This window comes from Rothia sp. 11273D007AR (genome assembly GCF_053547255.1).
This window is the reverse complement of the sequence record NZ_JBPPWJ010000022.1, coordinates 1-26,112: the sequence shown is the minus strand read 5'-3', so window position 1 is coordinate 26,112 and position 26,112 is coordinate 1. Positions and strand designations below refer to the sequence as shown.

Annotated in this window: 20 protein-coding genes and 3 tRNA genes; 7 read left to right on the top strand and 16 right to left on the bottom strand. The window is 60.0% G+C overall.

Translation table 11 applies throughout. From position 1 onward, the window contains the following. Positions 1-140: 140 nt before the first annotated feature. From ACED88_RS10485 to ACED88_RS10465, 5 genes are all read right to left on the bottom strand, one after another. Positions 141-213: transfer RNA gene (locus ACED88_RS10485), tRNA-Glu, on the bottom strand. A gap of 244 nt (positions 214-457) precedes the next feature. Further along, positions 458-530: transfer RNA gene (locus tag ACED88_RS10480), tRNA-Glu, on the bottom strand. A 25-nt stretch (positions 531-555) separates the two neighbouring features. Beyond that, a tRNA-Gln gene (locus ACED88_RS10475) sits at positions 556-627 on the bottom strand. Between the two features lie 309 nt (positions 628-936). Further along, on the bottom strand, positions 937-2,451 hold the full coding sequence (gene gltX, locus ACED88_RS10470; protein ID WP_449109551.1) for a glutamate--tRNA ligase: 1,515 nt from the start codon (positions 2,449-2,451) through the stop codon (positions 937-939). A gap of 49 nt (positions 2,452-2,500) precedes the next feature. Continuing rightward, the gene (locus ACED88_RS10465; RefSeq protein ID WP_449108331.1) at positions 2,501-3,277 is read right to left on the bottom strand and encodes a fumarylacetoacetate hydrolase family protein; all 777 of its coding nucleotides are present in this window, start codon (positions 3,275-3,277) and stop codon (positions 2,501-2,503) included. Positions 3,278-3,546: 269 nt separating this feature from the next. Between ACED88_RS10465 and ACED88_RS10460 the strand changes: the two genes are divergently transcribed. Beyond that, positions 3,547-5,238, top strand: a complete 1,692-nt coding sequence (locus tag ACED88_RS10460; protein ID WP_449108330.1) for an ATP-binding cassette domain-containing protein — start codon at positions 3,547-3,549, stop codon at positions 5,236-5,238. Positions 5,239-5,315: 77 nt separating this feature from the next. On the opposite strand, the gene ACED88_RS10455 is transcribed toward ACED88_RS10460, so the two are convergent. The 5 genes from ACED88_RS10455 to thrC all read right to left on the bottom strand — a co-directional run bounded on the left by ACED88_RS10455 (position 5,316) and on the right by thrC (position 10,012). Continuing rightward, positions 5,316-6,413, bottom strand: a complete 1,098-nt coding sequence (locus ACED88_RS10455; RefSeq protein WP_449108329.1) for a branched-chain amino acid aminotransferase — start codon at positions 6,411-6,413, stop codon at positions 5,316-5,318. Positions 6,414-6,524: 111 nt separating this feature from the next. After that, positions 6,525-7,583 carry a 3-isopropylmalate dehydrogenase gene (locus ACED88_RS10450; protein ID WP_449108328.1) on the bottom strand — a complete coding sequence of 353 codons (1,059 nt, stop codon included), beginning with the start codon at positions 7,581-7,583 and terminating at the stop codon, positions 6,525-6,527. Between the two features lie 65 nt (positions 7,584-7,648). Then, positions 7,649-7,999 (bottom strand): hypothetical protein, encoded by a 351-nt coding sequence (locus ACED88_RS10445; protein ID WP_449108327.1) that lies wholly within the window; start codon positions 7,997-7,999, stop codon positions 7,649-7,651. 134 nt (positions 8,000-8,133) lie between these two features. Continuing rightward, on the bottom strand, positions 8,134-8,394 hold the full coding sequence (locus tag ACED88_RS10440; RefSeq protein WP_449108326.1) for a type II toxin-antitoxin system RelB/DinJ family antitoxin: 261 nt from the start codon (positions 8,392-8,394) through the stop codon (positions 8,134-8,136). A 190-nt stretch (positions 8,395-8,584) separates the two neighbouring features. Then, positions 8,585-10,012 carry a threonine synthase gene (gene thrC / locus ACED88_RS10435; RefSeq protein ID WP_449109550.1) on the bottom strand — a complete coding sequence of 476 codons (1,428 nt, stop codon included), beginning with the start codon at positions 10,010-10,012 and terminating at the stop codon, positions 8,585-8,587. Between the two features lie 123 nt (positions 10,013-10,135). On the opposite strand from thrC, the gene ACED88_RS10430 reads away from it, so the two are divergent. The 4 genes from ACED88_RS10430 to ACED88_RS10415 all read left to right on the top strand — a co-directional run bounded on the left by ACED88_RS10430 (position 10,136) and on the right by ACED88_RS10415 (position 15,715). After that, positions 10,136-11,383: a sensor histidine kinase gene (locus tag ACED88_RS10430; protein WP_449109549.1), complete on the top strand. Its 1,248-nt coding sequence runs from the start codon at positions 10,136-10,138 to the stop codon at positions 11,381-11,383. Between the two features lie 109 nt (positions 11,384-11,492). Further along, entirely contained in the window at positions 11,493-12,119 is a 627-nt protein-coding gene (locus ACED88_RS10425) for a response regulator (RefSeq protein WP_449108333.1), read from the top strand. Positions 12,120-12,369: 250 nt separating this feature from the next. Beyond that, positions 12,370-13,119, top strand: a complete 750-nt coding sequence (locus tag ACED88_RS10420; RefSeq protein WP_449108323.1) for an ABC transporter ATP-binding protein — start codon at positions 12,370-12,372, stop codon at positions 13,117-13,119. 1 nt (position 13,120) lies between these two features. Next, complete coding sequence (locus ACED88_RS10415) at positions 13,121-15,715, top strand: FtsX-like permease family protein (RefSeq protein ID WP_449109548.1); 2,595 nt, start codon at positions 13,121-13,123, stop codon at positions 15,713-15,715. A 51-nt stretch (positions 15,716-15,766) separates the two neighbouring features. On the opposite strand, the gene ACED88_RS10410 is transcribed toward ACED88_RS10415, so the two are convergent. Continuing rightward, entirely contained in the window at positions 15,767-16,582 is an 816-nt protein-coding gene (locus tag ACED88_RS10410; RefSeq protein ID WP_431463917.1) for a hypothetical protein, read from the bottom strand. A gap of 219 nt (positions 16,583-16,801) precedes the next feature. On the opposite strand from ACED88_RS10410, the gene ACED88_RS10405 reads away from it, so the two are divergent. Continuing rightward, positions 16,802-17,869 (top strand): hypothetical protein, encoded by a 1,068-nt coding sequence (locus tag ACED88_RS10405; protein ID WP_449109547.1) that lies wholly within the window; start codon positions 16,802-16,804, stop codon positions 17,867-17,869. Between the two features lie 95 nt (positions 17,870-17,964). Here the strand turns inward: ACED88_RS10405 and metG are convergent, their stop codons facing one another. From metG to ACED88_RS10380, 5 genes are all read right to left on the bottom strand, one after another. Further along, positions 17,965-19,506, bottom strand: coding sequence for a methionine--tRNA ligase (gene metG / locus ACED88_RS10400; RefSeq protein ID WP_449109546.1), 1,542 nt, complete (start codon positions 19,504-19,506; stop codon positions 17,965-17,967). 174 nt (positions 19,507-19,680) lie between these two features. Continuing rightward, a complete protein-coding gene (gene serA / locus ACED88_RS10395) occupies positions 19,681-21,276 on the bottom strand; it encodes a phosphoglycerate dehydrogenase (protein ID WP_449109545.1) in 1,596 nt (531 codons plus the stop codon). 255 nt (positions 21,277-21,531) lie between these two features. Beyond that, entirely contained in the window at positions 21,532-22,560 is a 1,029-nt protein-coding gene (gene ilvC / locus ACED88_RS10390) for a ketol-acid reductoisomerase (protein WP_185174491.1), read from the bottom strand. A gap of 148 nt (positions 22,561-22,708) precedes the next feature. Next, the gene (ilvN, locus tag ACED88_RS10385) at positions 22,709-23,218 is read right to left on the bottom strand and encodes an acetolactate synthase small subunit (RefSeq protein WP_237194253.1); all 510 of its coding nucleotides are present in this window, start codon (positions 23,216-23,218) and stop codon (positions 22,709-22,711) included. Next, positions 23,215-25,053, bottom strand: a complete 1,839-nt coding sequence (locus ACED88_RS10380) for an acetolactate synthase large subunit (RefSeq protein ID WP_449109544.1) — start codon at positions 25,051-25,053, stop codon at positions 23,215-23,217. The genes ilvN and ACED88_RS10380 overlap by 4 nt, the downstream gene beginning before the upstream one ends. Before the next feature lie 429 nt (positions 25,054-25,482). Between ACED88_RS10380 and ACED88_RS10375 the strand changes: the two genes are divergently transcribed. Beyond that, a complete protein-coding gene (locus ACED88_RS10375; RefSeq protein ID WP_237198553.1) occupies positions 25,483-25,935 on the top strand; it encodes a hypothetical protein in 453 nt (150 codons plus the stop codon). Positions 25,936-26,112: the final 177 nt, after the last annotated feature.

Below are 26,112 nucleotides of genomic sequence, written 5' to 3'. Positions count from 1 at the left end.
GTGGTGGTGCGGCGTGGTTGGGGTGGTCGTGGTGGGTGACGCGCCCGGGGTGGGACACACTTTTCTGCCTATAACCCGCCAATGACTCTGTGGGCAAAAGAAAAGCTCCACATCCTACTGGATGTGGAGCTTTTAGCCTGTGACCCCAACCGGATTTGAACCGGTGTTGCCGCCGTGAGAGGGCGGAGTACTAGGCCGCTATACGATGGGGCCGAAACTCTTCCGAGCTGCCGCCGTTTCCGGCAACAGATAAAACTATACACACACTGTTTACCTACGCACAAGCTGGAAGGGTGTAATCTGTGCCATTTCTAAGAACACAGGCGCACGGGGCAAATGTGGCGCCTACCGCCATATGTGGCGATGGCGCTGCCACATTTGGAGGCCACCGCAACATGTTGCATTCAGACACACGAAAAAATCCCCCGCTTCGAATGAAGCGAGGGATTTTAGCCTGTGACCCCAACCGGATTTGAACCGGTGTTGCCGCCGTGAGAGGGCGGAGTACTAGGCCGCTATACGATGGGGCCGCAACATCTTGAACCAAGATGTTCGCTGGGATACCAGGACTCGAACCTAGAATGACGGTACCAGAAACCGTAGTGTTGCCAATTACACCATATCCCATTATTATTTGCTCCGGCTTGTTTTCCTTTCGGAACTCATCGCCGCAACGAGTAATAACTCTATACGAGCTTTTGAGGGCGTGCAACTCGAAATCCGTAGAGCTGGCTCACATTCAAGTAGTTCACCCCGCGTTTACCCTTATTTCTAGCGGTTTTTGGCCCCAAAATTTTTGTAAAAATTCCTGAAAAAGCCGCTGCGGGCGTCCTACTTCCCCACTTTTCTCTCTTCCCAGGTCTTATAAAAAGCACCGCCCCGCTCCCCCACTAGGCGGGGTCACGGGGCGGTGCGTGAGCTAAACCTCGAAATTTTTTAGGCCAGCGAAGCGCGGAGCTTCTTCAGGCGAGCAAGAGAGGAATCCTTGCCCAGGATCTCCATGGACTCAAAGAGCGGCGGTGAGATGCGCTGGCCGCTCATAGCGGTGCGCACCGGGCCGAAGGCCAGGCGGGGCTTGATCTCAAGACCGTCGACGATAGCTTCGCGTAGGGCAGCTTCGATGGTGGCGGCGGTGAAATCGGTCAGGTCCTCAACGGCGGTGATAGCCGCGTCAAGAACTGCTGGTGCTGACTCCTTGAGCTGCTTGGCGGCGTCCTCAGCAACCTCGATGTTCTCATCTGCGGTGAAGAGGAAGCCCAGCAGGCCGGGGGCCTCACCCAGAAGCTGCATGCGCTCCTGAACCAGAGGGGCTGCCTCGGTCAGAATGGCCTGCTCACGCTCGGTCAGGTTCTCGAAGCTCTCAGCGGATACCAGTTCAGCCTTGTGCAGGAAGGGAACCAGGCGGTTGCGGAAGTCCTCTGCCTCCAGCAGACGAATGTGGGTGCCGTTGATAGCCTCTGCCTTCTTCAGGTCGAAGCGGGCGGGGTTAGCCAGAACGTCCTTGATGTCGAAGGCGGCAACCATCTGATCCATGGTGAAGATGTCTTCATCGTGGGAAAGGGACCAGCCCAGCAGGGAGAGGTAGTTGAGCAGGCCTTCCTTGATGAAACCGGCATCCAGCAGGTTGTAGAGGCTGGACTCGGGGTCGCGCTTGGAAAGCTTCTTGTTGCCCTGGCCCATGACGTAGGGCAGGTGGCCGAATTCGGGGATGAAGCTGGTGACGCCAACCTCAACCAGGGCCCGGTAGAGGGCAATCTGACGGGGAGTTGATGACAGCAGGTCCTCGCCACGCAGCACGTGGGTGATGCCCATGAGGGCGTCGTCAACGGGGTTAACCAGGGTGTAGAGGGGCTTGCCGTTGGCGCGGACGACCACGAAGTCGGGTACAGAACCGGCCTTAAAGGTGATGTCACCGCGCACCAGGTCGTGGAAGGTGATGTCTTCATCGGGCATGCGCAGGCGTAGCACGGGGGTACGGCCCTCGGCACGATAGGCGGCCTTCTGCTCTTCGGTCAGGTCGCGGTCGAAGTTGTCGTAGCCCAGCTTGGGGTCTTCGCCCTTAGCCTTGTGGCGCTCTTCGACCTCTTCGGGGGTTGAGAAGTCTTCGTAGACGAAGCCGCCGGCCTTGAGTTTTTCTACCACGTCAGCGTAGATGTCCATACGCTCTGACTGGCGGTAGGGGGCGTGGGGGCCGCCGATGCCGACGCCCTCGTCCCAGTTGATGCCCAGCCACTGCAGGGATTCGAGCACCTGGTTGAAGGATTCTTCGGAGTCACGGGCAGCGTCGGTGTCTTCGATGCGGAAGACCATGGTGCCGCCGGTGTGCTTGGCGTAGGCCCAGTTGAAGAGGGCGGTTCGCACCATACCCACGTGCGGGGTACCGGTGGGTGAGGGGCAGAAGCGGACGCGGGTCTCGCTGGGGTCGTTGAGTTTCAGAGCGTAATCACTCATGGATGCGGGCACATCCCTTTCTAGTTGAAAGCTGTTCGTAGGTTCTAGTTTACTCGGCGCGGACGGTGTTGATGAGGGAGCCGATACCCTCAACCTCAATCTCGACCTCGTTACCTGCGCTCAGGCGTCCTACCCCTGCGGGGGTACCGGTGAGAATCACGTCGCCGGGCAGCAGGGTGAAGTATTCACTGGCGGCGGCGACAAGTTCGGCAACGGAGAAGACCATGTCGGCGGTGGTGCCGTCCTGCTTGAGGTCGCCGTCAACCCAGGTTTGGATGGTGAGGTCGTCGGTGTCCAGGTCGGTTTCAATCCAGGGGCCGAGGGGGCAGGCACCGTCGAAGCCCTTGGCGCGGGCCCACTGGATGTCGGTTTTTTGGGCATCGCGGGCGGTCAGGTCGTTGGCGACGGTGAAGCCGTAGATGACTTCGGGCACGCGGTCCAGGGGCACGGACTTGGCGATGCGGCCGATGACGACGGCGAGCTCACCTTCGAAGGAGACGTTATCTGACCATTCGGGCAGGGCGATGGGGTCGCCGGGGCCGATGACGGAGGTGTTGGGCTTGAAGAAGAACTGGGGGGTGGTGGGGGTTTCGTTGCCCAGTTCGGACGCGTGGTCGCGCCAGTTGCGGGCCACACCAATGATCTTGGAGCGGGGGATGATGGGGGCCAGCAGGCGGACGTCGGCGATAGGGTATCGCTTATCGGTGGGGTTGATGCCGGTGTAGAAAGGGTCGCCGGAGAGAACGGTGATGGTCTCTTCCCCGGGCTCACCTTCAACCAGGCCAAAGTGCAGGGTGTCGTCTACGGTAAATCGGGCAATGCGCATGGTTCTAGACTACCGGACTCGCCTCCCCCGCCCCAGAAGGTACCAGGTAAATCAAAAATGACCACCTGGTTCGTGGTCTTTTTTGACTTAGATGGTACCTACCTCTATAGGTTGACATCGTCCGCCCCGCTGTCCTACAGTAATCACCAGTTCTTGTTCCCTACGGAAGGCCCCCCAGTGGATTTTTCAGCGGCTCTCTAGACCACGCTGAAACCCTCACCGCGGTTTTCAGCACTTCACCTCTTTGACGCTGAATGGATCGCACCCTTATGCCTATTTCCGTATCTGAACCCCACCTTTCTTTTAACAGCCTCAGCCTGATTTGGCCCGACGGCACCCCCTGCTTTGAAAACCTCACCGGCGCTGTCAGTGCCCCGGTTACAGCCCTCATTGGCGATAACGGCTCCGGCAAATCAACCCTGCTCAAGATTCTGGCAGGCACGCTAGAACCAACGAGCGGCAGCATCAGCCGGCCCGGTACCGTCGCCTATCTGCCCCAGGATTTAGGGCTCACCCCGCAGACCACCATCGCCGACCTCTTCGCTATCACCGACGTCCTCGACGCCCTCACCGCGCTAGAAGCCGGCGACTACTCCGAAGATCTCTACGACCGGATCGGTGATAACTGGGACGCCGCCGAGCAAGCCCAGGCTACCCTGGCCGCGTCCGGCTTCTCTCCTGCCCTAACCACTACCGACGCCCATGCCCTCATGCGGCGTACCGTCGGCACGCTCTCAGGCGGCGAGGCCGTCACCGCAGCCCTCACAGCCCTAGTTGCCACCCGCCCCGGCGTCCTACTATTGGATGAGCCCACCAACAACCTCGACGCCGACGCCCGCGCCACCCTCTACCGACTCCTAGACAGTCTGCCTTGCCCGGTGCTCGTGGTCAGCCACGACCGTGACCTGCTAGAGCGGATCGATGAAGTGCTGGAACTCAGGCAGGGAACCCTGCGCTCTTTCACCGGTAACTACAGCGCCTACCGGCAGGCTATCGACAGCGAGCAGGACGCCGCCGCCCGCCACCTGCGCGAGGCCAAGCAGGTTGAGCGGCAGGAAAACCGGGAGCGTATCGAGGCAGAAACCAAGCTGGCGCGCGCGGCCCGGGCTGGAGCGACCGCCCAGGCTAACCGGCGGGGTTCGCGTATGTCGATGGGGCTGGCCGCCTCCTCAGCCCAGCGGTCGGCGGCCAAGATTCGGCAGACCCACCAGGGCAGACTGGAAGCCGCTACTGTCACCAGGCAGGCCCGGGAGCGAGATATCCGCGAGGACCAGGCCATCTACCTTGACCTGCCCGACACCCGGGTGCCAGCAGGTAAACGGGTGCTGGAACTCACCCTGCGGCAGGGTACCGGTGCGGACGCCAGCCCCCACCAAGGTGAGCAGGAGCAGGCGGACGACGGGGCGGCTGCTACTACTCCCCTGCCTGAGCGGCTGATTGTCCAGGGCCCAGAGCGCCTGCGGCTAGCCGGGTCTAACGGCTCGGGTAAGAGTACCCTGCTGAGGGCCATCATGGGTGATTCTCAGGCTGCTGAAACCGCCCGCTACGCCTGCGACTACCGGGTAGCCAATACCGGTTACCTGCCCCAGCGACTGACACTCCCCCAGGAGCAGAGCATGTTAGAGCTAGTGGCGACAGCTAATCCGGCGCTCACCGAGCAACAAATCCGCGATGATCTGGCCCGGCTGCTCTTCCGCCGGGAACGGGTGCACCTGCCCGTGGGTGTTCTCTCCGGTGGCGAACGCTTCCGGGTGGCCCTGGCAACCGTCCTTTTGGCCAGCCCAGCTCCCCAGCTGCTGATTCTGGACGAGCCCACCAACAACCTCGATATGGCCTCGGTGGACTGGCTGGTTCAGGCGCTAGCCTCCTATGAGGGTGCCCTGCTGGTGGTTAGCCACGACGAAGCCTTCTGCGCGCAACTGGGCCTGACGGGCGTCCTGACGCTGTCCAAGAACAACTAGAAAAGACCATTTAAATCAGAAAAACCCACCTAGTTGGTGGGTGTTTCTGATTTAGGTGGTACCTACCAGAAGAGAGACTAGACCAGCTTCACGTTCCAGCCCAGGCGGTCCTCGACCTTACCGGTCTGAATGCCTACCAGCTCTTCGCGCAGGGCCATGGTGACCTCACCGCCGTCCGAGCCAGAAGCCGAGGGGATCTCAAAGTCAGCGGCCTTGAGCTTACCCACGGGGGTAATGACGGCAGCGGTACCGCAGGCAAAAATCTCGGTGATCTCGCCAGAAGCTACGCCCTCGCGCCACTCGCTCAGGGTAATCTTGCGTTCCTCAACGGTGTGGCCGCGGTCCTCAGCCAGCTTGATGATGGATTTACGAGTCACACCGCGCAGAATAGTGCCGGTCAGCTCGGGGGTGACGATGCGTCCGTCCTTGTAGACGAAGAAAACGTTCATGCCACCGAGCTCTTCGATGGCGTCATCGCGGTTGGGATCCTTGAAGATGACCTGCTTACAACCGTTGGCCTCGCCCTCCAGCTGGGCTGCCAGGGAGGCTGCATAGTTGCCGCCGCACTTGGCCTCGCCGGTGCCGCCCACGCCAGCGCGGGCATAGGTGGTGGAAAGCCAGATATCAACGGGCTTAGGGGTACCGAAGTAGTTACCGGCAGGCGACGCAATGATGAAGAAAGAAACCTCGTGGGCAGGGCGGATGCCCAAGAAAGCCTCGGTGGCAATCATGAAGGGGCGCAGGTAGAGGGATTCACCGTCACCGCTAGGCACCCAGTCGGCGTCAATGGTGACCAGCTGGCGGATAGCCTCAACAAAAAGCTCTTCGGGCAGGTTGGGCAGCACCAGGCGGTCTGCTGACTTATTCAGACGGGAGGCGTTCTCTTCAGGGCGGAAGGTGGTGATGGACCCGTCTGCCTGGCGGTAGGCCTTGATTCCCTCAAAGATTTCCTGGCCATAGTGGAAAACGGAAGCCGCCGGATCCAGGCTCAGAGGGCCGTAGGGCAGGACCTGGGCATTGGTCCATTCACCGCCGTCGGTGTGGGTGCCACGCCAGTCAATGCGCACCATGTGGTCGGTGAAGTAGTTACCGAAGCCGGGGTCGGCGAGGATCTCGGCGCGTCGTTCGGCACTGGCGGGGTTGGGGTTGCGGTTGATGGTGAATTCGAGTGACATGCTCATCCTTCAAACGTTGTCGTGGGGTCTCTTATCTAGGGTACCCCAGGGTCTTTCGCTCTGTTAGCTAGCTTACGCAAGACCCCACCGGGTTTCGGTGGGGTCAGGGGCTTAGCCCAGCTGGGCAAGGATTGCGTCGCCTATTTCGTCGGTGGCGCGGGTTGCGCCGGGGTTGGCGGCCAGGTCAGCTTCAACGGCCTTCTCAATGCGGGCGGCTGAAGCCTCGTAGCCTAGGTGGCGCAGGAGCATGGCAGCTGCCAGGACGGTCGCAGTCGGATTGGCCTTGTTCTGCCCGGCAATATCGGGGGCAGAGCCGTGGACGGGCTCAAACATGGAGGGGTAGGTGCCGTCGGCGTTGATATTGCCGCAGGCTGCATAACCGATGCCGCCGGTAATAGCACCTGCTTGGTCGGTAAGAATATCACCGAAGAGGTTATCGGTAACAATCACATCAAAGCGGGCGGGGTCGGTGGTGAAGAAGATGGTGGCTGCGTCAATGTGCAGGTAGTCGGTGGTGACCTGGGGGTATTCTTCGGCGACCTTGGTGAAGATGCGGTTGTAGAGGGCACCAGCGTTGACCAGCACGTTGGTCTTGTGGATAAGGGTCAGCTTTTTCTTCTCGCGGCTGGCGGCCAGCTCGAAGGCGTAGCGCACCAGGCGTTCGATACCGTAGGCGGTGTTGACCGAGACTTCGGTGGCGATTTCAGCGTCGGTTCCGGCGCGCAGTACACCGCCGTTACCGGCGTAGGGGCCTTCGGTACCTTCGCGTACGACTACAAAGTCAATGTCGCCAGGGTTGCTCAGGGGTGAAACAGCGCCGGGGAAGAGGCGGGAGGGGCGCAGGTTGATGTAGTGGTCGAAAGAGAAGCGCAGGTTGAGCAGGATTTCTCGTTCGATCAGACCGCTGGGCACGGCGGACGAGCGCGGGTCGGCCCCCACAGCGCCGAAGAGGATGGCGTCGTGCTGGGCGAGTGCGGTCTTGGTCTCTTCGGTGAGGGTCTGACCGGTGGCGAGCCAGTGCTCTGCACCGAGGGGGTATTCGGTGGAGGTGACAGTGATGTTGTCGAGTTCGGCTGCGCGGGTGAGGACGCGGTGGGCTTGGGCTACTACTTCGGGGCCAATGCCGTCGCCGGGGATTACTGCCAGGTTGATGGAGCTGTTTTCAGTCATGGTTTAAGGCTAGTCCTGCGAGCGCAGCTTTGCCCATATTTTGACTGATGGTTTCATATATTGGTTTAGGGTGTAAGGTCGCCGATAGCCGGCAGCACCTCTACCGGTTTGTTACCGGTGGGGGCTACTTCGAGGGTAGCGAGTTTATCCCCTACCAGATGGGCGAGGACGAGCGCGTCCCCGTCCTTGGTGTTTGCAGCCAGGTAGGTGCGGGGCAGGTCCTGATTGACGGGCTCGCCCGGGTAAAGCAGGTCGTAGGTCAGGCAGGTGCCGCAGTCGCAGGCCTGCACTATCTGAGCTTCTTCAAGGGCAGCAATTGCTGCCTCGCGTTCTGCTGCATTCGGTTCACGGTCGCTTGGGGTGTGGGGCTTGGCCAGGCGCAGCACCGCCGCAAAGAACTCTTTTTCGCTGATCATAGGGAAACTATAACAATCAAATTACCCCCCCCCCGCTAGCTAGTCTCACGATTTATACAAGTGACTGATATAGAAACGAAGGAGGGGTTTGCGGTGCTTTGGCATCTCTTTTGAACTGGCTGGTTCGGTGGATTTTAGTCAGCATCAGTCAAATCAGCCATGAGAGCCTCAACCGATGTGAAGGTCTTCCCGTGCCGCTGCTCAGCTTCCTGGCGAGCTCGTACATTGAGAGGGTTCTCGCGGTGCGGAGTGAAGGGCAGACCGTTATCAACGAGCGACTGTTTTAGGAACATATTCAGTGCAGTGCTGAGGTCGAGGCCGAGGTCGTTGTAGAGTTTTCGCACCTCTTCTTTAGTGGCGCTATCGGTGCGGAAGGAAATTGTTGTATCAGTCATGAATGCTCCTGTTATTACAGTGTCATTACATTTGCACCATACTCGCGTGAATCTATCTTTTCAAGACTTTTGCCGAGAAACTCATGCGTTCGAGCAGCCCAGCAACAAGAAACCACATGCCTTGCCACCAGCCCCTGAATTTAATCGGGGCTCAACAAGGCATGTGGTTCTATAAGAGGTGAGCGAACGGTTAGACGTTCTTCTCGATCAGCTCCTTGACAGCCTCAACATCGTTGGGCAGGTCAATGACGTAGCGGTCGGCGTCCATGATGCCGGCAAAGCGCTCGGGGATGGTAGGCTCAGCGCCGGTTGCTTCGAGAATGGTTTCAGCGAACTTGACCGGCAGGGCGGTTTCTAGGCAGATGATGGGGGTATCAACCTTCTCAGCCCAGTCGCGGGCTACCTTGACACCGTCCGCAGTGTGGGGGTCAAGCAGCACACCCAGGCGCTTGTGGGCATCGCGAATGGTGGCGACGCGGTCGGCGTGGGTTGAACGGCCAGAGGCAAAACCGTAGCGCTCAGCAGCTTCGGTAAAGGCCGGGTCATCGGTCAGGGAGAATCCGCCTTGACGCACCTTGAGGCCAAAGAGGTCAGCGGTCCGCTCGGCATCCCGGCCCAGCAGGTCAAAGACAAAGCGCTCAAAGTTTGAGGCCCGGGAGATATCCATGGAGGGGCTGGATGTCTCATAAGTGTCAGCTGATGTGCGCACCCGGTAGTCGCCGGTGCGGAAGAATTCGTCCAGCACGTCGTTCTCGTTGGTGGCCACAATCAGGCGGTCGATGGGCAGACCCATCTGGCGGGCGATGTGGCCGGCGCAGATATCACCGAAGTTACCGGTGGGCACGCAGAAGGAAACCTTCTGGTCATTGCTTTCGGTAGCGCGAATCCAGGAGGAAACGTAGTAGACGATCTGAGCCATCAGGCGGGCCCAGTTAATAGAGTTGACCGCGCCAATGCGCTTCTCAGCCTTAAAGGCAGAGTCAGCAGAAATAGCCTTGACCACATCCTGGCAGTCATCAAAGACGCCGTCGAGGGCAACATTGAAGATGTTTTCATCATCCAGGCCGAACATCTGGGCCTGCTGGAAGGGGGTCATGCGCCCGGCGGGGGTGAGCATGAAAACCTTGATGCCGGGGCGGCCGCGCATAGCGTATTCAGCAGATGAACCGGTATCGCCCGAAGTAGCGCCCACAATGTTGAGGGTTTCGCCGCGGCGGCCCAGCTCGTATTCGAAGAGCTCGCCCAGTAGCTGCATGGCCATGTCCTTGAAGGCGGCAGTGGGGCCCTCAGACAGGTGGCCAATCAGGATGCCGGGTTCCAGCTCGGTCACCGGAACAATCTCTTCTGAGGCGAACTTGGGGTAGGAGTAGGCCCGGGCGGTCATAGCCTTGATGTCTTCAGCCGGAATATCGTCGATGAAGAGCTGCAGTACTTCTGCGGCCAGGGCCGCGTAGCCTTCTTCTGCCAGAACGGTTCGCCAGCGGGTGAGGGTGGCCTCGTCAAGAGCAGGGTAGGTTTCGGGCAGGTAGAGACCGCCGTCGGGGGCTAGGCCACCGAGCAGGATGTCGGTGAAGCGGGCGGGAGTCTTGGATGCGTCGCGGGTTGAGATGTACTGCATGGGTATAAGCCTACCGAAACTGCCCGGCCGGTGGCGCTAGGCGCTCATACTGCGGTATGAATTTGGGGTGCAGACGCCGGTGCGCCGCCGGGTGCGGCGGGGTTGGCTCTTAGACTGGGGAGGGTGGATACCTTACAGTTTGAGCTAGCTGCGATGATGCGCCGTAAGCGGCTGGTGAATGCGTGTGCTGTTGCCCTGGGGCAGGTGCTGACCCTGGGTATAACTTTTGCCTTTGGTTTCTCTCTGATGGAGGGTACCTGGGTTTTGGTGTATCTGGTGGCCTGGCTGGTTGCTACGTCGAGTCTGTATTTTAGGTATTCGCGCCCTGTGCTAGTGGTGGTGCTGGTGGTGGTGTGCCTGCTGGTGACGATACCGGCCCAGTATCCGGCGGTGGGGTCTTGGTGGGCTGCTCCGGTGATGGTGTACCACCTGGTGCGGTATTTTTCGAGGCCGGTGCGTCTTGGTATTTTTGTAGCGGCTCTGGTGGCGTCAGTGGTCGGTGGCTTTGTTTTTGCCCGTGCCTTTTTGGTGTATGACCCTTCTGTTTTTGAGTTCTACGCTACTGCCTTCACCGCTACTTTTATCTGTGCGGCCATCGTTACCATTGCCTGGTTCTTTGGAGATTCCCGGCGGCTGCGCGAGAACCGTCACCGGGCCCTAATTGAGCGGAACCGCCAGCTAGAGCACGAGCGGGAGCAGGAACGGGCCCTTGCCGCCCTCGATGAGCGGGCCCGCATTGCCCGGGAAATGCATGATATCGTGGCTCATTCGCTGTCTGTCATCATTGCCCAGGCGGACGGCGCCCGCTACGCTGCCGCTGCCCAGCAGGCTGGGAGCGGGGCGGGGGCGTCCGCGCAGAATGAACCCGTGGAGCTAGCCGCCCTGGGCACGATTTCTGAGGCGGCGCGGTCGTCCCTGCAACAGATGCGTACCCTGCTGGGGGTCCTGCGCACCGATGAGGGCACTACCGTTGAGCCCCTCCCGGCCCTGCACAACGTCCCCCAGCTCATTGAGCAAACCCAGAAGCTGGGCATACCGGTGCGCTTTAGCACGGTATCGGGGGTTGAAGAGAAACTGCCGCAGGGTGCCGACCTGACCATCTACCGTATTGTGCAAGAGGCCCTGACCAACGTGGCCAAGCACTGCCCGGGCACTCCCCTGGTGACCGTCACCATTAGCGAGGGTAAGCAGACCCTGGATATCGACATCACCAACCTGCCCCAGGCCGAGCCCACCCAGCCTCTGCCCGGTGCCCGCCGCGGGCTGCTGGGTATGCGCGAGCGCGTCGATATGTACCACGGCACCTTGCACTACGGCCGCCTAGCCGATGGGTCTTTTAGGGTCTTTGCCCAAATCCCTTTTGTGCCCTAAAGACACCATAACTAAAGCCAGCCCCAACGATGACCAGGAACGATAGAGTAAAACCGTGATTAGAGTTCTTCTTGTAGATGACCAGCAACTGGTGCGGTCTGGCCTAGCTATGCTGATTGGCTCCCAGGCCGATATGCAGGTAGTAGCTCAGGCAGGGGACGGCCAGCAGGCAATCGAGCAGGTTGCCGCGCTCCAAGCCCAGGGGCAGGGGCCGGACGTCGTGCTCATGGACGTCCGCATGCCGGTACTCGACGGCATTGAAGCTACCGGCGCTATCATCGCCGCTCACCCCGAGGTCAAGGTCGTCATGCTGACCACCTTCGACATCGACGACTACGTGTACGCTGCCGTCCAGCGCGGAGCCAGCGGCTTTCTGCTCAAGGACGCCCCACCCGAGCAGCTTCTCGGAGCCATTCGGACGGTGCAGCGCGGGGACGCCGTCATCGCCCCCAGCGCCACCAAGCGGCTGCTTGAGCAGATGATTCCCCACCTGGCAGGGGGCGCACCTACCCAGCAGGTACCTCAGAAACACGCTGAGAAGATTGCCAGTCTGACTAACCGCGAGCGCGAGCTCTTCTTGCTCATTGCCCAGGGCCTATCGAACGGTGAGATGGCCCAGCAGCTCTTTGTTTCTGAGGCGACCGTCAAAACCCATGTCTCGCATATTCTGGCTAAGCTTGAGGCCCGCGACCGCGTGCAGGCAGTGATTATCGCCTACGAGGCGGGGCTGGTTTAACCTTCAATACTGAAAATTATTAGGTTCCGCAGACTCACAGCGAAGCTGCTGGCTCGGCGGCTGGCGTGAATCGCCGTATGAGCGAAGCGAATCGGGCGAGAGGGTCGGCAGCGAGCGTGAGTCTGCGGAACCTATTTCATACGAGCCTATTTCATACGAGCTTATTTCATACCTAGGTATGAGGCCCGCCCCTTTCGCTTCACTCCATAGTGCGATGTGCCCTGCCCCACTGCCTTGCCATACTGGGTATATGAGCACCTCACACACTATTCCTATCGCTGTTTCTGCCCGGCATCTTTCTAAAACCTACGCGGGCGAGTCCCCCGTGCACGCGCTGCGCAACATTTCCATTGATTTTGAGCGGGGCAAGTTCACGGCCATCATGGGCCCCTCTGGGTCCGGCAAGTCAACCCTGCTGCACACCCTGGCAACTCTCGATGCCCCCGACCCCGGGGAGCAGACGTCCGTACAGGTCAAGGGCGTAGAGCTGACGGGACTCAAAGACGCCGCCCTAGCTGAGTTTCGGGCCCGGAATATCGGTTTTATCTTCCAGGCCTTTAACCTGGTCCCGACGCTCACCGCGGCCCAGAACATGGAGCTGCCCCTGGGGCTGGCTAAGGTGGCGGTAGATACCATCTGGCGCGATGAGCTGGTACGCGCCCTGGGTCTTGAGGACCGCCTCAAGCACCTGCCCTCCCAGCTCTCTGGTGGGCAGCAGCAGCGGGTGGCGATTGCTCGGGCTCTGTTGCCCCGCCCAGCCGTCATTTTTGCGGACGAGCCCACCGGCTCCCTGGACTCGGCAAGTAGCGCTGAGGTGCTGGGCCTACTCCAACAGGCCAGCCGTGAGCAGGGGCAGACTATTCTAATGGTCACCCATGACCCGCTCGCGGCCTCCTACGCAGACCGGGTCCTCCTGCTCAAGGACGGTCAATTAGCCGGCGGACTTGAGGCCCCCACCCAAACCGGTGTGCTCTCAGCTCTTGCAAGGCTCGGTGATTAGCGTGGCCACCACTCTAGGCACCGTCGCCTTCTCTCATCTAGGTAAACACCGTCTGCGCTTTGCCCTCACCTCTATCGGCATCGCGATTTCGGCTTTCTTTCTCACGGCCGTCCTGCTGATTAATACCTCCTTCTATGACGAGGTGAGGCAGGCAGCAGGCCAGAAGTACTCCACCGCCGATGCTGTTGTCGAAACTACCGATAGGTTCACTCAGGGGGACGCCACCGACTACCTTCTCACCCAGGAGCAGGCTGACCGGGTAGTAAGTCTCCCCGCAGTTGAATCGGCCTGGGCAATGGCCGCCACCTATGCCGTTATCCACATACCAGACGAGGGCGAGCAGGCAGGGAGCACCTACAGCATCACCCAAGCCGATATGCCCGCCGAGGCCTTCTTCCCCTACCCCCTGACAGAGGGCAGCCTGCCGACGTCCGACCATCAGATAGTGATTACCGACCGGGTAGCCGAAGCTCTCTCTGTAGGGGTGGGCGGAGCGGTCGTCCTCGATGATCTTTCTACCGTAACCGAGCAGACCGACCTGGCAGAGCCCCTCCCCCAGGCGGCCTACACCGTCACCGGTATCTACGAACGCCCCGCAGGCTACAGAGCGGGACCAGATATGGTCTTTACACCGGGTAACGGTGTAGCAAACTACATCGAACGCAGCCACGCCTATTGGGGGAACGCCCCCGACGGCATCTACGAGCAGGTTCTTCTGAAGCTCAAAGACCCCGCCTCCACATCCTTAGTAGATCTCAAGCAGGCTCTTGCGAACTCCCCCACCCTTACTGTCTCCTCGGTTGAAGAGCAGATCAGAAACGATGTCGGTAAGGGAGTGGGTAGCTACACCGCCCTGCTCTCTATTCTCTTCGGGTTTGGGGCTCTCTCACTTCTCATGAGTTCCTTCATCATCGCCAGCACCTACAAGGTGCATGCGGCAGCCCGCTCCCGTGAACTGGCTCTGCTTCGTACCCTGGGCGCTACCCGCCTAGCGGTGGTGCGCATGCTCCTGGTTGAGGCAACAGCACTCGGTGCGCTCTCCTCCCTCGCAGGTATCATTACCGCCTACCTTGCCGCTCTAGTTTTCAACGAAAGTGGCCGCATCACCTTTAACCCCCTAGCGGGTATCCTGGCCATGCTGGTCTGCACGCTCGTTACCCTCGCCGCCGTGCTCAAGCCGGTCTGGGCGACCCGCGCCATACCGCCGGTGGCGGCGCTCAACGGCTACCAGGACCTTCCGAACGCTCCCCGCACCAGGCACACCTGGGCTTATATCGGCCTCTGCCTTGTACTCACCCTGGCTACAGCAGCCTGCGTCCTAGCCGGGCTTCAGGAGAGCCATGCGGGTCTCATCATGCTAGCTACGGTTCTGGCCGCCCTTACCTTCGTGGTGGCAGCTCCCCTGCTCGTCGCACCGGGCCTCGCCCTGCTCCGGGTCTTTGCCCGCCCCTACTCCACCGCGGCCCTGGCCCACAGCAATATCGCCCAATCACGGGCGTCCGCCTCAGTGACCGTGCGTATGGTCTTTATCTGCGCCGCCTTCGTCAGCGCAGCCCTCACCGGTTATTCCACCATGCAGCAGAGCTTCATGGAAGAACTAGACCGTAACTACCCCTACGACGTTGAAGCTGTACTTGCCGAACCAGACGTCGCCCGCCTGCAGGAGATACAGCGCCAGGTTTCCCAGCTCAACGGTGTGGACGCTGCCCTTGTGGCCCTGCCCCAGGGTAGTGTGGTGACCTCGTCCGATAGCTGGTTCAGTACAACGGTCTACTCCGTAGACCCCGAAACCCTCACCCGCCTACACGGTGAGCAGACCGGCCAGAAACTGACCGAGCAGACGGTGCTGCTGAGCCAGGCCTATGCAGATTCCTTCGGGTTTCAGGAGGGCCAGCAGCTCTACATCGAAGGAACCCGTGACGCTATAGAACTCACCGTCAGCATCACCCCCGATACGCTGCGCGGCTTCCTCATCACCACGCAGAATGGCAACCTCATCAGCGGCACAGACCTGGTAGACCCCACCGGAGAGAACACCGAAGCAGGCCTGCTCCAGGCTAATTTTGACCCCGGCATCAGCTGGGGCGACCGGTTCTCTGTGCTCAACCCCATCGCCGAAATCACCGGCCTCGACGCGGGTGAACTTTCGGGCGTAGCCACCGAAAAAGCCCGCTTGCAGGGTGATATGCGCTCAGTTCTATGGGCCGTTCTGGGGCTTCTATCGGCCTCACTGCTGGTCTCACTCGTGGGGCTTGCCAACACCCAGCTACTGAGCACCCAGCAGCGGCGCAGGTCCTACGCCCTACTTCGTATCAACGGCCTCTCCAGCCGTCGCCTGCAGGCCGCTGTCAGCTACGAAACCCTGCTACTAGCTGTCTTTGCCCTCATCTGGGGTGCTGGAGCCGGCCTTGCCACTGCCCTACTCCTGCTGCAGGTTTTTGCTGTCAACAACTTCAATCTGGTCTACAGCGTGCAGGCCTGGCACTACCTAGCGATTATTGCAGGCGGCCTTGCCCTGGCCTGGGCCACTGTCTTTTTCCCGGCCCGGTCAGCATCCCGCATACCGCCGGTTGCCGCCCTACAGGAGGTGAACTAGCGGGGCGGGGCAGGCGTCCGCCCCTCAGAGAAGCGGACGCCCGCCCCTACCCTAGCTGGCAGAGGGGCTAGCGGTGGGAGTGGGTACCGTCACCGATGAGGTGTTCTTGGGGTCGGTCTTATCAGCGGCAACCCGCTCCCCGGCTGTAGCGTGAATCGCTTCGAGCTCTTCAGAGAACTGCTCAAGACGCTGGTAGACAGCCTCATAGTAGGAGTTCTTCAGATCGGTGATAGAAGAGTCAAAGGAAATGCTCTCACGGCAGGAGATATCGGCCTGCAGCATCTTCTCGGCGCTATCAGCCCCCAGCAGGCTAGCGCTATAGGCTGCCTGGTCGGTGCTCGAGGCCTGGCCGAACCCCGCGTCCTTCATGCAGGTAGCCCACGACTCCTGCAGGGCCAGGTAGTTCTCATCGGCCCGCAGGCTGGTCTCAATAGCCTGGGCGAACTCGGGGGCCAGCAGGGCCGCCTTCACACCGCGCTCTACAGAGCCGTAGATGTACTCGTAGCTCTGGGCCATGCAGCCAGCCGAGTTCAGCTCACCGCTGGAGTACTCCATGAAGGTCACAGTGAAGGCTTCGCCGTCCTTACCCAGGTAGGCATCCAGCCCCGCCTGGTCAAAGCTAGCGGTCGCCCGCCCCTCAGCGGCAGGCAGCTGGCCGTAACCAGAGGTCTTTAGCTCCTCGGTGGTGCGACCCGTGTAGACAGCCGAATCCAGGGTCAGCCCAACCTCGGGCTCCTTGTAGCTACCGCCGGCCTCAGCCACACAGCGCTCCACAAAAGCCCGGCGGGCAGACTCAGCCTCAGCAGGCGGGAAAATCCAGGACTGCAAGCTGTCAATGTGCTCGGTCTTGGCAGTCTCTGCGGTCAACTCATCAAAGTTCTGAGGCTGCGAAGAACACCCGGCCAACCCTAAAGCTGTGAAACAACCAAGCACAGCGAGCCCTTTTACACAACGGTTCGTAAGTAATGACACGGCGTCCTCCCTAGATAATCAGCCTCAATTCTAACTACTATGAAGAAGCAGCATCACCACAATCATCGAATGAATCCACGACGACCTCGTCACAGAAAGCAGACTACAAACGCCATGACCTCCCTTGACCAGCAAGGACTTCAGACCAGCCGCCGTGGCCTCATGCGCTTTGCCGCACTCACAGGTGTGGCCGGTGTTGCCACCGCAGCAGGAACCGCAGCCATCAACGCTACCGCCCACGCAGCAGACGCAACCGCCAGCGTCTTCCCCTCAGATTTCACCTACCCCACCGTCACCGGCCCCTCCCTGGCCCTGTGGGGTAGCTCCTCCTTCGAAGGTGCCCAAGCCGACCAGGGCGTGCCTGCGGGGTTCAATGCGAGCATGGAAGCCCTGCTCAGCAGCTACCTTTCAGCACCGATTCTAGAATTCGGCCGCGGTGGCGAAACCTCCACCATGATTGCGGCCCGCCGAGGCGTGGCAACCAACATCTATAAGCTCTCCTTCCCCAACGACCGTATCCCGGCCAGCGGAACAGTAAATATCACTCTTTCTGATGCCACCTATGTCGCCTGGGGTGTAAGTGCCTATGTACCCGGCTACGTTGGCGGTGTAGCGGGTGTGCTCAAGGCAGGGACTACAGAGGGTACCTATACCTTCACCCGCGTTGTTCCCGGTGAAGAAATCTACGCTCCCGCCAATACTGAGGCTGCCTGGTTCTACTCCTACCAGGAGATGATTAGCCGCTCTTCTTACCATGTGCTGCAGATTGGCCGTAACAATATCAGCGACTACGACCGCATCACCCAGGACACCCAGCGATGCTACGACCTCGCCCCAGAGCGCACCATCGTGATGGGCCACTTTGCATCGAGGGGCGATACTCTCGACTCTGACCGTGTCAAGAAGGTCAAAGCCTATAATGAGTGGGCAGCAAGCACCTATGGCACTAAGTTCATGAACCCCGAAACCTATCTGCGCGAAACGACCCAGGAGTCTTGGCTGCGCTACGGTGCCCTTTCTGGCTCAGGTGTCTGGTCTTCAGACGAAGACCGCAAGGCTTACGAGGCCGGGCAGATTCCCCCGTCTCTGTATTCCTCCGACGGCCTGCACCTGAACGGCTGGGGTTACATTGCCCTGTCGCAGATGGTCTACTACAAGGTCACTGAGCTCGGCTGGTTCTAGCCTCTCGGGTGTAAGCATAAGGACGCGGCCCCCGCCTTTCGCGCGAAAGGTGGGGGCCGCGTCCTTATACGTTTGCTGGATACCCTGCTCGTAGCCTAGGCGTTCTTGGGTTCCTCGTAGCGGGGGAATACGGGAGCCGGGGCGGGTAGCTCGGTGCCGGGCACTAGGGCTTGATCAAGCGCTGCGAAGAGGCGGTTCTCGGGAGCAACCGCCAGCAGGTCAAGCATCTTGCCCATGGATGTGGGCATAACCGGCTGGGTGAGGGTAGCGACGATGCGGAGTACCTCGGCGGTCACGTAGAGCACGGTGTTCATGCGTTCCAGGTCGGTCTTGCGCAACTTCCAGGGCTCCTGGGCGGTGAAGTAGCGGTTAGCTTCACCCACAACCTGCCAGATGCGCTCCAGGGCGCGGTGGAAGGCCTGCTCATCGAAGTCAGCGCGGACGGGCTCGTACAGGGCCGCTGCCATCTCAAGCATGGCGGTATCTTCTGCGGTGAAGGTGCCGTGGACAGGAACCTTACCGTCGCAGTTCTTGGCGACCATGGAGAGGGAGCGCTGGGCCAGGTTACCCAGGTCGTTGGCTAGGTCGGAGTTAATGCGGTTCTTGATACCTTCGGCTGAGTAGGAGCCGTCCTGGCCGAAGGAGACATCGCGCAGCAGGAAGAAGCGCAGCTGGTCCAGGCCGAAGCTGGCGACTAGGTCGGCAGGGTCAACCACGTTGCCGATGGACTTGCTCATCTTCTCGCCGTCAACCAGCAGGAAGCCGTGGCCGAAGACCCGCTTGGGGATTTCAAGGCCGGCTGACCAGAGGAAGGCGGGCCAGTAGATGGCGTGGAAGCGGGTGATGTCCTTACCAATCAGGTGAAGATCAGCGGGCCAGAACTTGGTGAAGAGTTCGCCCTCGGTATCGGGGTAGCCCAGGCCGGTGATGTAGTTGGTCAGGGCGTCCACCCAGACGTACATGACGTGCTTTTCGTTGCCGGGTACAGGTACGCCCCAGTCGAAGGTGGTGCGGGAGATGGAGAGGTCGGTCAGGCCGTTCTTGATGAAGGCGGCCAGCTCGTTACGGCGGGATTCGGGGTAGACGAAGCCTTCGGTGGAGTAGAGCTCCAGCAGGCGGTCGCCGTACTTGGAGAGACGGAAGAAGTAGGATTCCTCTTCGGTCCACTCGACCTCGGTGCCGGTTGAGATGGCGTAGCGGACGCCGTCGCGCACCTCGGTTTCTTCCTCGGTGTAGTAGGCCTCGTCGCGCACAGAGTACCAGCCGGCGTACTTATCGAGGTAGATGTCGCCGTTCTCCTCCATCTTCTTCCAGATGGCCTGAGAGGCAGCGTAGTGGTCGGTATCAGTGGTGCGGATGAAGCGGTCGTAGTCGGCACCTACCAGATCAGCCATAGCGCGGAAGCGGGCTGAGTTCTCGTCGGCCAGTTCATTGGGGGTCTTGCCCTGTTTGGCAGCGGTGGTCTGCATCTTCTGCCCGTGCTCATCGGTACCGGTCATGAAGCGCACATCGAAGCCGTCAAGCTTCTTGAAGCGGGCCATAGTGTCGGCGGCAATAACCTCGTAGGCATGCCCAATATGGGGGGCACCGTTGGGGTAAGAAATCGCAGTGGTGATGTAGTACGGGGTAGAAGTCATAGGTACCACTTTACCCGCTTACACCAACCACTGCGAACGATATTTCCCCTGTTGGAAAGGCGCGGGTGGGCTTCCCCTGGCCGACTAACCTTCTTGGTCTCGCGCTGGGGCGCTCGACCAATTCATGCCAGCCCCAGCCAGTCGGCTTCAGGAAAGCCCACCCGCGCTTCTTTACTAGTCAGCCAGGTTAATAACCGCCGCGCGGGAGGCGTTGACCACGCGCTTGATGGATTCGAGCACCTCGGCTGATAGGGCTGAGTCCAGGGCAAGGACGCAGAGGGCTTCAGCCTTCTTGTCGTTGCGGGAGACCTGCATACCGGCGATGTTGATGGAGGCGGTGCCCAGCAGGGTACCGATAGCGGCAATGACGCCCGGGCGGTCTTCGTATTCGAGCACCAGCATGTGGTCGGTGATGGGGATTTCGATATCGTAACCGTTGACGTTGGTCAGTTTTTCGATGAGCTTGGGGCCGGTGACGGTACCGGCGACGGAGACCACTTCACCGTTAGCGAGAGCACCGGTGAGTACGGTTTCGTTGCGGAAGTACTCGGTATCGGTGGTGGTGACCAGCTCGACCTCAACGCCGCGCTGTTCGGCTAGCACGGGGGCGTTGACGTAGGAAACCTTATCTGAGACGACGTCGGTGAAGACGCCCTTGAGGGCTGAGAGCTTGAGGGAGGTGACGTCCTTGGTGGCGATTTCGCCGGCGATCTTGACCTCGACGCGGGTGAGGGCTTCGTCGCCGCCGATGGCGGTGAGGATGCGGCCAACTTTCTCTGCCAGGGGGACGCCGGGGCGGACGTCCTTGTCGATGGCGCCGCCTGCGACGTTGACAGCATCGGGCACCAGGTCGCCTTCAAGGGCCAGGCGAACCGACTTTGCCACCGAGATACCGGCCTTTTCCTGGGCCTCGAAGGTGGAAGCACCCAGGTGGGGGGTGGCAACGACGTTAGGCAGTTCGACGAAGGGCACGTTCTTGGCCGGTTCTTTGACGTAGACGTCGATGGCAGCACCGGCAATCTCACCGGACCGCAGGGCAGCATCGAGGTCAGCTTCGTCGATGAGGCCACCGCGGGCTACGTTGACAACGTAGGCGGTCTTCTTCATCTTCTTGAAGCTCTCAGCGTTGATCATACCCAGGGTTTCGGGGGTACGGGGCATGTGGATGGTGATGAAGTCGGAGCGCTCTACCAGCTCATCGAGTTCAACCAGTTCTGCCCCCAGGGCTGCTGCGCGGGCGGAGGTGACGAAGGGGTCGTAGGCGATAATCTCGGTGCCAAAAGCCTTGAGGCGTTCGGCCACCAGACCACCGATTCGGCCCAGGCCGATGATACCGATGGTCTTTTCAAAGAGTTCAACACCAGAGAAAGCGGAGCGCTTCCACTGGCCAGCCTTCATGGAGGCATCGGCTGCGGCAATGTTTCGGGCCAGGCCCAGAATGTGCCCGACGGTGAGCTCTGCTGCTGAGATGACGTTCGAGGTGGGAGCGTTGACCACCATGACGCCGGCCTTGGTGGCTGCCTTGATGTCTACGTTATCGAGGCCTACACCTGCACGGGCAATGACCTTGAGTTTCTTGGCAGCTGCGATGGCTTCGGCATCGACCTGGGTGGCTGAGCGAACCAGAATGGCATCGACGTCGGCGATGGCGGGGATGAGTTCGTCGCGATTGGCTCCGTCGCAGGAGCGGATTTCAAAGTCAGGGCCCAGGGCTTCAACGGTGGCAGGTGAGAGTTCTTCAGCGAGCAGAACGACGGGTTTTGCAGTCACAGGTGGTTTCCTTAGATAGCGGGTGACGGTTGGAGGAGGGGGGCAGCTGGCGCTTCGGACCCTAAGGACGCCGCTGGTGGGGGCTCTGGAAATGAGCAGGTCGTGCGGTGGGCGGCTACAGTTCACCGTACGGCTGTAGCCTATCCGCTCCCCAGTCTACTACTGGGGGTTGGCAAGAGCCGGCCACCTTGCCCTGTCTGGGTGAGGTAGCCGGCTCTAAAGATTCACTGCTGGTGCAGGTGAGAGTAGCTTGGCTTAGCGGGCAACTGAGCCGTCGACGTAGTCTGAGTCAACGGAGTTGTTCCAGGCAAAGAGCTTGCGCAGTTCGCGGCCGGTTGCTTCGATGGGGTGGGCTTCACCCTTGGCACGCAGTTCCTTGAATTCGGGGCCGCCGGCTGCCTGGTCTTCCATGAAGCGCTTGGCGAAGGTGCCGTCCTGAATGTCAGCCAGAACAGCCTTCATGTTTTCCTTGACCTCGGGGGTGATGACGCGGGGACCGGAGACATAGTCGCCGTACTCAGCGGTGTCTGAGATGGACCAGCGCTGCTTGGCGATGCCGCCTTCAATCATGAGGTCAACGATGAGCTTGAGTTCGTGCAGAACCTCGAAGTAGGCGATTTCGGGCTGGTAGCCAGCTTCGGTCAGGGTCTCAAAGCCGTACTGGATCAGCTGTGAGGCGCCGCCGCAGAGGACTGCCTGCTCACCAAAGAGGTCGGACTCGGCTTCTTCCTTGAAGGTGGTCTCAATGACGCCTGCGCGGGTTGCACCCATTGCCTTGGCGTAGGCCAGAGCCAGGTCAAGGGCCTTGCCGGAGGCGTCCTTTTCAACGGCAACCAGGGCGGGAACTGCGCGTCCTGCCTCAAATTCGCGGCGGACGGTGTGGCCGGGGCCCTTAGGAGCTACCATGGCAACGTCGACGCCCTCGGGAGCTTCAATGTAGCCAAAGACGATGTTGAAGCCGTGGGCGAAGAAGAGGGCATCGCCTTCGTTGAGGTTGGGGGCGATGTCGTTCTTGTAGACCTCTGCCTGAACCTGGTCGGGGGTGAGGATCATGATGACGTCTGCTTCTGCTGCTGCTTCGGCAACGGTCAGGACGCGCAGGCCTTCTGCTTCTGCCTTGGCGCGTGACTTTGAGCCTTCTGCAAGACCGACGCGGACGTCTACGCCTGAGTCACGCAGGTTGAGGGCGTGGGCGTGGCCCTGGGAGCCGTAGCCGATGATGGCGACGGAGCGTTCTGCGATGTTCGCCAGATCTGCGTCGTCGTTGTAGTAGATCTTTGCCATGGTGTTCGATCTCCTTGATCGGTTGAGGGGCAGCAGCTGCTGCTAAACCTTGGTTGTGATGAACCGTTAGTCTCTAGCCTAGTAGGTTCGGCTGATTTTGAGACGCAGGTTTCATATTTTGGAACGATATTTTTGGGTAGCCCTTGCCCTAGCCGCGCAGGGCCTTTTCGCTCATGGAGCGGGGGCCGCGAGAAAGCCCGATGGTGCCAGCGCGCACGATTTCACGGACACCAAAGGGTTCAAGTACCTCAAGCAGGGCGTTAATCTTATTGGCTGAGCCGGTGGCCTCGATAATGACGGACTCGGTAGAGACGTCCACAATCTTGGCGCGGAAGAGGTCGGCGGCCTGGGTGACCTGGATGCGGGCTGCTGCGTCCGCCTTGACCTTGATGAGAATGTGGTCTCGCTGGGCCGACTGGTCGTCGGGTAGTTCCACAATCTTGAGCACGTGAATCAGCTTGTTGAGCTGTTTGGTGACCTGTTCAAGTAGCACGCCCTCGGCGTCGACCACCACGGTGATGCGGGAGATGCCGGGAACTTCGGTGGGACCAACGGCCAGGGAGTCAATGTTGAACATGCGGCGGGCAAAGAGACCTGAGACTCTGGCCAGCACGCCGGGCTTATCTTCTACAAGAACCGAGAGGGTGTGGCGGCTCATAGCATCTCCTCATCTTCGCCCCAGGAGGGTGAGATATCTTTAGCAATCTGAATCTGATCGTTCGATACACCGGCGGGCACCATGGGCCAGACCAGGGCATCGGGGCTGACGTTGAAGTCTACGACGACGGGGCGGTCGTTGATCGCCAGGGCCTGCTTGATAGTTTCTTCTACGTCCGCATCGCTCTCGCAGCGCAGGGCGGCGCAGCCGTAGGCTTCAGCCAGCTTGACGAAGTCAGGTACGCGCTCGGTACCCATGCCGGTCTTGAGGTGGGTGTTGGAGTAGCGGCCATCGTAGAAGAGGTTCTGCCACTGGCGCACCATACCCAAGGACGAGTTGTTGATAATGGCAACCTTGATGGGAATGTTGTTCTGCACGCAGGTGGCCAGTTCCTGGTTGGTCATCTGGAAGCAGCCGTCACCGTCAATAGCCCACACGACAGAGTCGGGGAAGGCGACCTTGACGCCCATAGCGGCGGGGACGGAGAAGCCCATGGTGCCCAGACCTGCTGAGTTGATGAAGTGGCGGGGGTTTTCGCTCTGGATAAACTGGGCTGCCCACATCTGGTGCTGGCCCACACCGGTGACGTAGTAGGCATCGGGGCCGGTGAGCTCGCTCAGCTTTTCGATGACGTATTGGGGGGAGCCCAGGCCGTCGTCAGTCTTGGTGTAGCCCAGCGGGAAGGTTTCCTTGAACCGGTTAACCAGCTTCCACCAGTCCGAAAGGTCGGGAAGTTCAGAGGCAAACTCGCCCTCGAGAATCTCGTTAAGCTCGGGAAGCACGTAGCGCAGATCCCCCACGATGGGTACGTCGGCAATACGAATCTTTGAGATTTCTGCGGGGTCTACATCGACGTGGATGACCTTGGCGTGCGGAGCAAATTCCGAGACGACGCCGGTGACGCGGTCGTCAAAACGGGCACCCAGGGCAATGAGCAGGTCAGACTTCTGCATGGCGGTTACAGCAGGAACCGTACCGTGCATGCCCGGCATGCCCAGGTTCTGGGGGTCTGAGTCGGGGTAAGCACCGCGGGCGGTCAGGGTGGTGACGACGGGGGCACCAATGGTTTTAGCAAGCTTGAGCAGCTCGTCAGATGCTTCAGCACGGACGACACCGCCGCCCACATAGAGGACGGGGCGCTGGGACTCGGTAATAAGCTTAGCTGCTTCGCGAATCTGCTTGGAGTGGCCGCGGGTGACGGGATTGTAGCCGCGGGGGTCGATGTTAGCGGGCGGCCAGGAGAAGTCCATCATGCCCTGCTGGGCGTCCTTGGTAATGTCAACGAGGACGGGGCCCGGTCGGCCGGTTGCAGCGATTTTGAAGGCGGTGGCGATGCAGCGCGGAATCTCCTGGGCATCGCGCACCATGAAGGAGTGCTTGGTGATGGGCATGGTCATACCCACAATGTCGGCTTCCTGGAAGGCGTCGGTGCCAATCACCTTTGAAGAGACCTGGCCGGTGATGCACACCAGGGGCACAGAATCCATATTGGCGTCTGCGATGGCGGTGAGCAGGTTGGTGGCACCGGGGCCCGAGGTGGCAATAGCTACGCCGACCTTACCGCTGGCGATAGCATAGCCTTCTGCTGCGTGCCCTGCCCCCTGCTCGTGGCGCACCAGGATGTGGTTGAGCTTTTCAGAGTCAAAGAGGGGGTCGTAGGTGGGCAGAATTGCGCCGCCGGGCAGGCCGAAGATATCGGTAACACCCAGTTCTTCGAGGGAGCGGACGATGGCTTGAGAGCCGGTCATGCGCTCTACCGGTGAGGTTTCTGAGCTGCTACGGTTGCCCAGGTTTTTAGCTAGATCTGCAGGGTTGATGGGATTTCCCGCTGTCATTGGTGATCCTCGCGATGGTCTGAAGATGATCTTGTGTGTGAGCGGTGGGTGCGCCCGTTGGGTGTAGGTAGTGCCGGGTTGCGGATAAACCTAGAAAAAAACCCTCCGCTTGGTTGAGCGAAGGGTGCGCACGCCGTAAGACACATCAAAGACTTATGCTGCGCACTCGTTCACGAGTCGCACCACAAGAATAATCTGTGACTGCTGGCGTGTTGTCATACCCTTTATTCTTGGTGCTCAAGGGCACACCGGTCAAACCGGTCTTAGAATGTGACACAGCCAGCTCACCCCTCAGACACCAACGGGGAGAGGTAAAGCGGTCTAGCCTGGTCAAACGACACAAAGCTGCACATCGTCATTTAAAGACTTTTAGGCAATCAGTAGCACTTTTCTAGCCAAGACTTCAGCTATAGCACGTAGACTGATGGTATGACTGAACCCCAGCTCACCAGTAATGAAATTGCCAAGGCCCTACACACTGTCTTTGATAGTCAGATTATTAACTATGGGGCCTACAACCTGGTTTTTGCTACAGGTTCATCTATCTACCGCAACCCCGATTTGGCATCCCATCAGGAAGAAAACCAGAGCCACTTCCTTATTGGCTACAGGGATACCCCGCGAGAGGCCGTCATCGCCCCGCTCTCCCTACCCGAAGTTCGTGGCACCGGAACTCCCACTTCTATCGACAACACAAATGCCGCCCGCACCTTTAGCCTTTCAGAGTTTTCCTTTGGGCTAGAATCCACGAATGGCACCTCTTTTTCTCTCACCTTTGAGCCTCATATGACCATCCAGACCTCAGAGGGTAGCGGCGTGCTGGATCAGGCACTTGATATTGAAGATTTTAAGCGCGTCATCATTGAGGCCTGGGAGCTCTAGCCCTCCCCTAGGGTGAAGCCCGCACACAAAAGATTGGGTATCACCTGAAGACTAGACGTAGATAAACCAGGATGAATAAAGAAGAAGCCCGACCGGCTAGCCGGTCGGGCTTCTTACGCTGTGCGCCCCCTGGGACTCGAACCCAGAACCCATTGATTAAGAGTCAATTGCTCTGCC

Coding starts and splice junctions, on each gene's coding strand:
- ACED88_RS10380 (WP_449109544.1), bottom strand. CDS start 25,053: ATGACAGCGGGAAATCCCATCAACCCTGCAGATCTAGCTAAAAACCTG.
- ilvC (WP_185174491.1), bottom strand. CDS start 22,560: ATGGCAAAGATCTACTACAACGACGACGCAGATCTGGCGAACATCGCA.
- ACED88_RS10375 (WP_237198553.1), top strand. CDS start 25,483: ATGACTGAACCCCAGCTCACCAGTAATGAAATTGCCAAGGCCCTACAC.
- ACED88_RS10440 (WP_449108326.1), bottom strand. CDS start 8,394: ATGACTGATACAACAATTTCCTTCCGCACCGATAGCGCCACTAAAGAA.
- thrC (WP_449109550.1), bottom strand. CDS start 10,012: ATGCAGTACATCTCAACCCGCGACGCATCCAAGACTCCCGCCCGCTTC.
- ACED88_RS10465 (WP_449108331.1), bottom strand. CDS start 3,277: ATGCGCATTGCCCGATTTACCGTAGACGACACCCTGCACTTTGGCCTG.
- ACED88_RS10445 (WP_449108327.1), bottom strand. CDS start 7,999: ATGATCAGCGAAAAAGAGTTCTTTGCGGCGGTGCTGCGCCTGGCCAAG.
- ACED88_RS10405 (WP_449109547.1), top strand. CDS start 16,802: ATGACCTCCCTTGACCAGCAAGGACTTCAGACCAGCCGCCGTGGCCTC.
- ilvN (WP_237194253.1), bottom strand. CDS start 23,218: ATGAGCCGCCACACCCTCTCGGTTCTTGTAGAAGATAAGCCCGGCGTG.
- ACED88_RS10460 (WP_449108330.1), top strand. CDS start 3,547: ATGCCTATTTCCGTATCTGAACCCCACCTTTCTTTTAACAGCCTCAGC.
- ACED88_RS10420 (WP_449108323.1), top strand. CDS start 12,370: ATGAGCACCTCACACACTATTCCTATCGCTGTTTCTGCCCGGCATCTT.
- gltX (WP_449109551.1), bottom strand. CDS start 2,451: ATGAGTGATTACGCTCTGAAACTCAACGACCCCAGCGAGACCCGCGTC.
- ACED88_RS10455 (WP_449108329.1), bottom strand. CDS start 6,413: ATGTCACTCGAATTCACCATCAACCGCAACCCCAACCCCGCCAGTGCC.
- ACED88_RS10450 (WP_449108328.1), bottom strand. CDS start 7,583: ATGACTGAAAACAGCTCCATCAACCTGGCAGTAATCCCCGGCGACGGC.
- ACED88_RS10425 (WP_449108333.1), top strand. CDS start 11,493: ATGCTGATTGGCTCCCAGGCCGATATGCAGGTAGTAGCTCAGGCAGGG.
- metG (WP_449109546.1), bottom strand. CDS start 19,506: ATGACTTCTACCCCGTACTACATCACCACTGCGATTTCTTACCCCAAC.